This window comes from uncultured Mucilaginibacter sp., assembly GCF_903913935.1.
Taxonomy (GTDB): Bacteria; Bacteroidota; Bacteroidia; order Sphingobacteriales; family Sphingobacteriaceae; genus Mucilaginibacter.
The window spans coordinates 23,194-29,535 of record NZ_CAIWNH010000266.1 but is presented as its reverse complement, the minus strand read 5'-3'; the positions used below and the strand labels follow the sequence as shown (position 1 = coordinate 29,535).

General features: G+C 42.1%; 7 protein-coding genes. 3 read left to right on the top strand and 4 right to left on the bottom strand.

Translation table 11 applies throughout. The features are described from left to right. The first annotated feature begins 31 nt into the window (after positions 1-31). Positions 32-1,342 carry an ammonium transporter gene (locus tag QZY09_RS10490; RefSeq protein ID WP_295672136.1) on the top strand — a complete coding sequence of 437 codons (1,311 nt, stop codon included), beginning with the start codon at positions 32-34 and terminating at the stop codon, positions 1,340-1,342. A gap of 73 nt (positions 1,343-1,415) precedes the next feature. Here QZY09_RS10490 and QZY09_RS10485 read toward each other — a convergent pair whose 3' ends face one another. Then, positions 1,416-2,141: an endonuclease/exonuclease/phosphatase family protein gene (locus QZY09_RS10485; RefSeq protein WP_295672134.1), complete on the bottom strand. Its 726-nt coding sequence runs from the start codon at positions 2,139-2,141 to the stop codon at positions 1,416-1,418. Between the two features lie 225 nt (positions 2,142-2,366). On the opposite strand from QZY09_RS10485, the gene lat reads away from it, so the two are divergent. Both lat and QZY09_RS10475 read left to right on the top strand, forming a co-directional pair. Continuing rightward, a complete protein-coding gene (gene lat, locus QZY09_RS10480) occupies positions 2,367-3,698 on the top strand; it encodes an L-lysine 6-transaminase (protein WP_295672132.1) in 1,332 nt (443 codons plus the stop codon). A gap of 208 nt (positions 3,699-3,906) precedes the next feature. Then, a complete protein-coding gene (locus QZY09_RS10475; RefSeq protein WP_295672131.1) occupies positions 3,907-4,350 on the top strand; it encodes a hypothetical protein in 444 nt (147 codons plus the stop codon). A 68-nt stretch (positions 4,351-4,418) separates the two neighbouring features. Here the strand turns inward: QZY09_RS10475 and bshB1 are convergent, their stop codons facing one another. The 3 genes from bshB1 to QZY09_RS10460 are packed head-to-tail and all read right to left on the bottom strand — an operon-like array spanning position 4,419 to position 6,281. Continuing rightward, positions 4,419-5,141, bottom strand: a complete 723-nt coding sequence (gene bshB1, locus QZY09_RS10470) for a bacillithiol biosynthesis deacetylase BshB1 (RefSeq protein WP_295672129.1) — start codon at positions 5,139-5,141, stop codon at positions 4,419-4,421. A gap of 9 nt (positions 5,142-5,150) precedes the next feature. Next, positions 5,151-5,651, bottom strand: a complete 501-nt coding sequence (locus tag QZY09_RS10465) for a glutathione peroxidase (protein WP_295672127.1) — start codon at positions 5,649-5,651, stop codon at positions 5,151-5,153. A 3-nt stretch (positions 5,652-5,654) separates the two neighbouring features. After that, the gene (locus tag QZY09_RS10460) at positions 5,655-6,281 is read right to left on the bottom strand and encodes a DUF4294 domain-containing protein (protein WP_295672125.1); all 627 of its coding nucleotides are present in this window, start codon (positions 6,279-6,281) and stop codon (positions 5,655-5,657) included. Positions 6,282-6,342 lie beyond the last annotated feature (61 nt).

Genomic DNA, 6,342 nt, shown 5'->3' with positions numbered 1-6,342 from the left:
TTTGTGCCGTTTTTTATACCGGTTTTAAATTATGATTAAACGTTACTTCCCCTTTTTTCTGATCTTACAGATTTTAATCTTAACGTTCTTTTTTCCATCGATTGATATTCCAAAAACGTCGAATCCTAACTTCAATTCAGGGGATATTGCCTGGATGCTTACTTCTACCGCTTTAGTTTTGATCATGACGCCGGGGCTTGCCTTTTTTTATGGCGGTATGGTCAACAAAAAAAACGTGATCTCTACGATGTTGCAGAGCATCGTTTGCATGGTCATCATTACAGTAATGTGGGGCATCTTTGGCTTCAGCCTGGCTTTTGGAGATAGCTTTCACGGGATCATTGGCAATCCGTCCACTTATTTTATGATGAAGGGGATGCTGGGTAACGCTACCTGGAAACTGGCGCCAACCATTCCGATATTGCTTTTTGCCATGTATCAGTTAAAATTTGCCATAATAACCCCCGCGCTGATTACCGGAGCATTTGCCGAGCGGATCCGTTTTAACTCCTACATCATCTTCCTGGTGCTGTTCTCCATCTTTATATTTTCGCCGCTGGCACATTGTACATGGCACCCCGATGGTATATTAAGTAAATTGGGCGTACTTGATTTTGCCGGGGGCACCGTGGTGCATATGTCGGCAGGTTGGGCAGCGCTGGCATCGGCGTTATATTTAAAGCGCCGTAACGAGCCTAACCATGCACCTGCCCGTATTACTTATGTAATGATCGGTACCGGTTTGTTGTGGTTTGGCTGGTTTGGCTTTAACGCCGGCTCTGCATTTGGCGCTAACCACCTTGCAGTAAACGCGCTGGCAACTAGCACAACAGCATCGGCGGCAGCAGGTTTAACCTGGATTTTTTTTGATATGCTGCTGGGCAAAAAACCATCAGCAATGGGAACCTGTATCGGCGCAGTAGTGGGGCTTGTAGCGATTACACCCGCCGCAGGTTACGTATCCGTTCCGCATTCACTGGCTATAGGTATTATATCTGCTGTGGTAAGTAACCTGGTAGTTGAATGGCGCACACGCACTACTATTGACGATACGCTGGATGTATTTCCCTGCCACGGCGTAGGCGGTATGGTAGGTATGCTGCTTACCGGTGTTTTTGCCAATCAAAATGTTAATGCAGGCAATACCACAGGAAATGGGTTGTTCTTCGGGCAAACCCATTTGTTTTTCGTGCAGTGCATTGCGCTGGTAGCCGTTTCTATATTTTCATTCTTCGGCTCATTGCTTTTGTTAAAGATCACCGATATGATCTCGCCGCTGCGCGTATCGCCTGAAGAAGAACTGATAGGGCTTGATATCAGCCAGCACGGCGAGAGGCTTTAATCTGCAATCAATCAACCAAACTAACCTATATTGTGCAAAGCCTGCTTCCATCCCGGAGGCGGGCTTTGATTTTTTAATTACGCTGTTGCGCTTCAAAAGTCACCATCACCGGAACATGATCGCTGTATTTGGTCCAATAGTTATGTTCGCCAACTTCAACAGATCGCAGTCTTTTTGCAAGGTCAGCAGAAACAAAACAGTAATCCAAATGGTAAGGCTTGTTTTGATGCTTGTACAAGTAAAAGGTGGGGTGAAGTTCTTTTCCCTGTATTTGATGATGATGTAAATGATAGGCGCTGTGGATCCCTCTTTCCTCCAGGTACTTTACAACGCTGGTGTGATTGCCTGCGCGTCGTTTTCTGTCCCAGATGGTATTGCTGTTAAAATCTCCGGCAAGAATAGTGGTATTTGCGGATAGTAAATGATCATAATGATGGATCGCTTTCCACACTTGTTCAACATATCGCCCATCCGGATCGTTGGGGTTATAGGCCCAAACACCAAACAGGTTAAAGTCGATGCCATCGCCCGTTACTGAAATGGGAACGATCATTTGAAATGCCGGGTTATGGTCATTGAGTAACGTAAGCTTTAAATTATTATAGGCCAGGATAGCTAATCCTTTATGTTGATTATTACCGAACCACAGGATATCTGAAGGTTTTAAGATGCCCGGTCCAAATTCGAGTTTTTCGATGCATTCGCATTCCGGCACTATCAAAATATCCGGCAGGTGAGCCAGGATTACCTCGGCCTTTTTACGGAATGCCATGTTGCAGTTCCAGGTGATGATTTTCATGGATATTTTAAATTGTTATAAACTTAAGCGTTTTATGAAGAATTCGCGATTATTTTAGCTGCTCCGTAATCTCTTTTTAAAACTAAAATCACAAAACCAAAATTTACTTTAGTCCAAAAACCAACTTTAAACAATTTAAAGTTACTTTTTTGTCAATTGGTTCAAAAACCCCCTAAATTTTGTTTTTAAGCGGTTTTTAAGTAAATTTGAACAAATCAAACCGCTATGTATAACCTGCAAGTTTCTCCCACAGATGTTCAGGCTTCGTTAAGGAAGCATGTTTTAGCCGATGGCTTCGATCTTACTTTTGACATGGAAAAAAGTAAGGGCGTTTACATTTACGATTCAAAATACGATCGTACCCTGCTTGACTTTTTTACCTGCTTCGCGTCGGTGCCTTTGGGTTATAACCATCCTAAAATGATCAACGATGAAGTGTTTAAAAAGAACCTGATGCTGGCGGCATTGACTAACCCCTCCAACTCGGATATCTATACAACACAATATGCGGAGTTTGTAGAGACTTTTGCGAGGATAGGTATCCCGGAATACCTTCCGCATGCTTTTTTTATTGCAGGCGGCTCGCTGGCTATTGAGAACGCCCTTAAGGTTGCCATGGACTGGAAGGTGCAGAAGAATTTTGCCAAAGGTTATACCCGTGAGGTAGGGTTTAAAGTTATCCATTTTGAAAACGCTTTTCATGGCCGTTCAGGCTATACGTTGAGCCTTACCAATACCCAGCCGGTAAAAACCAAATGGTTTGCTAAGTTTGACTGGCCGCGGGTATCGTTGCCGCAAATAAATTTCCCCTACAGCGATGCCAACCACGACGACTTGCTCAGGAGGGAAGAATTATCCATCGCCCAGATCAAAAGGGCATTTGAAGAGAATAAGGACGATATCTGTGCGATCATCATCGAGCCCATACAATCTGAAGGCGGCGATAACCACGTGAGACAGGAGTTTTTAGAAACACTGAAGACCCTGGCCGACGAAAACGAAGCCATGCTGATATATGACGAAGTGCAAACCGGGGTTGGCCTGAGCGGCAAATTCTGGTGCCACGAGCATTTTGGCGAAAAAGCCCGTCCGGATATCCTGGCCTTTGGTAAAAAAATGCAGGTATGCGGTATACTGGCCGGTAAAAAAGTGGATGAGGTTGAACATAATGTGTTTCATGTTTCTTCACGTATAAATTCAACCTGGGGCGGTAGTTTGGTTGATATGGTAAGGTCAGCAAAAATAATGGAAATAATTGAAGAGGATAATTTGTGCGATAACGCGGCGAAATCGGGTGAATATCTTCAGAACCAATTGTCTGCTATAGCTGAAAGACACCCTGTGATCAGCAATGTAAGGGGAAAAGGCTTACTAACTGCTTTTGATTTTCCTGATAAAACTGCAAGGGATACTTTTATTAAGCTTGGTCTTGAGCAAAATGTAATGTTTTTAGGTTCCGGCGACCGCACTATCCGTTTCAGGCCGGCGCTTATTATGGATACCAAACATATTGATGAAGGGCTCACAATACTCGAAAATATTTCTTCTAAATTATAATAACTGTAAAACTTTTGCTACATAACGTTGTTTTATAGGCAACCAAGCATTTTTTTCCGCTAATTAGGCGTTTATAAGCGTAGCGCGGGTATTTAATTTTTAGTTATTAGTATTTGCTTTTTTTTTGAACGAAAAAAGCAATATTTTTAACTATTATTCCCGGTACGTTTGGGTTGGAAAAATATGAAATTATAAGTTATTATTTATCATGAGCAATCACATCGAGAAATTAAAAAAACAACTGATGGAAATATCGGAAGTTGTAAACTCCTTCAAATCAGAAGCAGTACAGGTAAAGGTTGTTGACAGGCTATTGGATGCAATGCTTGGGTTAGAGGAGACGGACGGTGAGGCTGGCGAGGTTTTTATAAAAAAGGGGGACAAGCCAAGAAACGGTGAAGATGGAAGCTATACATTTGCAAGTGGGCCAAAGAAGCCGGGTGCCACAAAAATTTTGAATCAGCTTTTATCAGGTGATTTTTTTGATACGCCAAGATCAATATCGTCGATAGCAAATTATTGCAAGGATAACTTCGATTCAGAATTTAAAACATCTGAATTATCAGGTATCCTTTTAAAGCTCGCAAACGAAAATAAACTGAGAAGAGAAAGAAGCAATGAAAATAACCGCTTTGAGTATGTAAGGTTTTAACAGACTGACGTTGGAGGTCAGAGATTAATACCCCTCTTTCCTAACCTCTATTCTTTGACCTCCAATTTTTACCTAAGCTCGAACAAACTGTCAACTCCCAGAATTTTTTTTGATGTAAAACCTTCGGCGTATTTAACGCCGATACTTTTGCCATATTCGCGGGCCCTGGCTTCTACTACCTGGATAAAATCAGGCGAGGATATATAGGTTTCAGGTTCTTCGTCCCAGGCAGGGTTAAAAAATTGCGACCCGAAAGCCATTACGCTCTCAATTTTTTTGTCCCAATGGGCAGTTATGTCTATCACAAAATCCGGATGAATATAACGATCCTGTATAAAATGGAATACGTGTTTCGGACGCCATTCCTGCTGCGGCCGGCCCTCAAAATTTGTTTCAATCTTACGGAGCCCGGCTAGAAATGCCGAGTGTTCAACAAGTTCATTTGCCCTGCCATGATCGGGGTGCCTGTCATGATAGGCATTGGTGATAACGATCTCCGGTTGATATTTTCGGATCACTTCAATTACTTTTAACTGGTATTCCCGCGTATTCTCAAAAAAGCCATCCGGAATTCCTAAGTTTTCGCGCATGGTCAAGCCCAGTATCTTTGCAGATGCCGCCGCTTCCTGATCTCTTATTTCAGCAGAACCACGGGTACCTAATTCGCCTCTGGTTAAATCAGCAATGCCAACCTTTTTACCTTCAGCTATATGTTTTAAAATAGTACCTGCGCAACCTAATTCAGCATCGTCGGGGTGTACAGGTAATACCAGTATATCCAGTTTTGTCATAAAATCTTGTTATTTGTCTCCGGTTAGCAAACGGGAAATCCGTTTCCTGATTTTTGAAGAAGTCGGCTTTGTAAAAGGGAAATAAAAATCGGAAATTACACCCGTTCGGCTGATTAGGAATTTATGGAAATTCCATCTAGGTACGGAGTTGAGTTTCCCGTTCGCTTTCTTATCCGAGAAAAATTTATAGAGAGGGTGTGCGTAGGGCCCCCGAACTCGTATTTTTTCAAAAACAGGGTAGTTAACACGCTGTATCTCGCAAAAAGTTGCCAATTCCTTGCCTTCAAGCGGTTCCTGGCCACCAAAATCATTACTTGGAAATGCAAGTATTTCGAAATCCTGACCTTCAAACTTGTCTTTCAGGTCTGCAAGTTCTTTTAGCTGGGGCGTAAAACCACATTGAGAGGCGGTATTTACGATTAAAAGAACTTTGTTTTTATATTCAGCCAGGCTGACTTCCTCACCGTTTAACTTTTGAACGTTAAACTGGTAAATGCTGTTATCAATCATTAATTAATCGTTAGAAGAACTGTATCCTGCCTGCAGCAAAATAGCTTCAATATCCCTTTGTTCGTCCGGGTTGTAGGTTTCTTTCAGGTCGTGGCCAAAAAGCCGTGCTACCGATTGGTAAACAAAAGCCTTAAAGCCGCCTTTCATATCTTTTACCATAGCATAACTGGTGTTACCCGTTTCGCGGTCAATAAGTTTTATTAATATTTCACCCTGACTAATTGTCAGGTCTTTAATTTGTTTGTTAAACAGGTCTTTGATTTCCTTTTCGCAGCCGTCAATTAATTTCTTTTGATCGCCTTTGTCAGCGGTCAACGCCAGGTCACGTTGCAGTTTGCGGTACCGCTGCCCTGCAAAACGGGCGTAAGGCAACACTTTCATTACATTATACCTTAAACGGCGGAAATTATCCAGATCGGCCTGGCTTCTAAAGATTCGGGTATCAACAATTTTCACATCTTCCAGTACAATCCATGGTAACAGCTTACCGCTATCAACTGTCAGGTACGTTTTGATGGTATCATTTTTGCCTAAAATTAAAGGTGCAGGTTTATCTGCAGGCTTAGCAGGCTGGGCTCTTAAAGTACCCAGTGTGCAACAAAACAAAAGCAAAAGACCAATAAATTTCATAATTTTACGTAATACAAAATTAAAGCAATTATTTTGGTATTTGATAATAACCTGCAATTAT

Excerpts from the sequence above, each read along its gene's own strand:
- QZY09_RS10490 (WP_295672136.1), top strand. The coding sequence starts at position 32 with ATGATTAAACGTTACTTCCCCTTTTTTCTGATCTTACAGATTTTAATC.
- QZY09_RS10485 (WP_295672134.1), bottom strand. The coding sequence starts at position 2,141 with ATGAAAATCATCACCTGGAACTGCAACATGGCATTCCGTAAAAAGGCC.
- lat (WP_295672132.1), top strand. The coding sequence starts at position 2,367 with ATGTATAACCTGCAAGTTTCTCCCACAGATGTTCAGGCTTCGTTAAGG.
- QZY09_RS10475 (WP_295672131.1), top strand. The coding sequence starts at position 3,907 with ATGAGCAATCACATCGAGAAATTAAAAAAACAACTGATGGAAATATCG.
- bshB1 (WP_295672129.1), bottom strand. The coding sequence starts at position 5,141 with ATGACAAAACTGGATATACTGGTATTACCTGTACACCCCGACGATGCT.
- QZY09_RS10465 (WP_295672127.1), bottom strand. The coding sequence starts at position 5,651 with ATGATTGATAACAGCATTTACCAGTTTAACGTTCAAAAGTTAAACGGT.
- QZY09_RS10460 (WP_295672125.1), bottom strand. The coding sequence starts at position 6,281 with ATGAAATTTATTGGTCTTTTGCTTTTGTTTTGTTGCACACTGGGTACT.